This window comes from Candidatus Erwinia dacicola (genome assembly GCF_001756855.1).
Classification (GTDB): domain Bacteria; phylum Pseudomonadota; class Gammaproteobacteria; order Enterobacterales; family Enterobacteriaceae; genus Erwinia; species Erwinia dacicola.
Genome location: NZ_MAYS01000177.1, coordinates 1 through 1373, shown reverse-complemented (window position 1 = coordinate 1373; position 1373 = coordinate 1). Strand labels below are relative to the sequence as shown.

Below are 1373 nucleotides of genomic sequence, written 5' to 3'. Positions count from 1 at the left end.
AAAATGGCTGCTGCAGAACCGCTACCTGCCGCAGCACAGCATGGCGGAGATAGAGCAGACCGCTGAAAACGATGTGATCGAGGCGCTGCCACTCAGCGCTTAACAGACATATTACCGGACCGGAAGGCTGTAAGTGAATTTACACCACCTTGACAAACTTGACCGGGGCGCTGATCATGCCGCTGGCTATGGGTTTAATCACCTTATCGCCCCGTTTTGTCTCCCTGGTGAATGGGGGCCTGTCTTTTACTGTTGGAAACCGCACTCGCGCCGCTATGGATATATTTATTCCTTAGATAAGTGCTTGCAATTCATGCAGTTATTGGTAGGGCGATCATTATCATCGCGGTGATTTTGCAGTCGCTGTATGCGCGGCTCCAAGTGGTGTTACATCACTATGTGGGTGCAGGTTAATCGCTCCCTTCCTTGTGGATACCGGGCCATAATGGTATGTTCTTGCCCTCAGATAACGTGATCATTTAAGCCATTCGCAAGGGGATTTACGCAATGCGTATTATTCTGCTCGGAGCTCCGGGTGCAGGTAAGGGGACTCAGGCTCAGTTCATTATGGAGAAATACGGTATTCCGCAAATCTCCACGGGTGACATACTGCGCGCCGCGGTGAAAGCCGGTTCGGAGTTGGGTCAGAAAGCTAAAGAGATTATGGACGCCGGTAAACTGGTTACCGACGAACTGGTTATCGCACTGGTTAAAGAGCGTATCGCCCAAGAAGATTGCCGCAATGGCTTCCTGCTGGATGGTTTCCCGCGCACCATTCCTCAGGCTGATGCCATGAAGGAAGCGGACATCAAAGTTGACAACGTGTTGGAGTTCGCGGTACCTGACGAACTAATCGTTGAACGTATCGTTGGCCGCCGCGTACATACGCCGTCTGGCCGCGTTTACCATGTGATGTTCAATCCACCAAAAGTGGAAGGGAAAGACGACGCGACCTGTGAAGAGCTGACCGCGCGTAAAGATGACCAAGAAGAGACCGTGCGTAAACGACTGGTGGAATATCATCAGATGACCGCTCCGCTGATTGCTTACTACAGCAAAGAAGCCGAAGCAGGTAACACTGCTTACCACAAGATCAACGGCACCCGTAAAGTGTCTGAGGTCAGCGCTGAACTGGCTAAAATCCTCGGTTAATCCCCTAGTTAGTGCTCATTGAGCTAGGAAAATGTCAATACCGATCGAATTCTGACCCACCCTGCCAAAGTAAAACTGACCCACCCCCTTTGAATTACTCGAACGTTGTTGCTTTCGTTTTCTTCTGGATTTGACCGCTTTTCAGCTTATCCTTCAGTCGGTAGCTTTGGCCGCTGATTTGGGCGATATGCGCATGGTGAAGCAGCCGATCCAGCATCGCT

General features: G+C 51.0%; 2 protein-coding genes and 1 pseudogene. 2 read left to right on the top strand and 1 reads right to left on the bottom strand.

Annotation, left to right across the window (positions count from 1 at the left end):
* Nucleotides 1-164 precede the first annotated feature (164 nt).
* Together BBW68_RS19580 and adk are read left to right on the top strand one after the other, a co-directional pair.
* Nucleotides 165-414 (top strand): annotated as a pseudogene (locus tag BBW68_RS19580) (DMT family transporter); the annotation flags it as partial.
* A 93-nt stretch (nucleotides 415-507) separates the two neighbouring features.
* Nucleotides 508-1152, top strand: coding sequence for an adenylate kinase (gene adk / locus BBW68_RS05360; RefSeq protein ID WP_070134324.1), 645 nt, complete (start codon nucleotides 508-510; stop codon nucleotides 1150-1152).
* A 94-nt stretch (nucleotides 1153-1246) separates the two neighbouring features.
* Here the strand turns inward: adk and BBW68_RS05355 are convergent.
* Nucleotides 1247-1373 (bottom strand): ATP-binding protein (locus tag BBW68_RS05355; protein WP_070134323.1); only part of this gene is annotated, 127 nt, incomplete at its 5' end.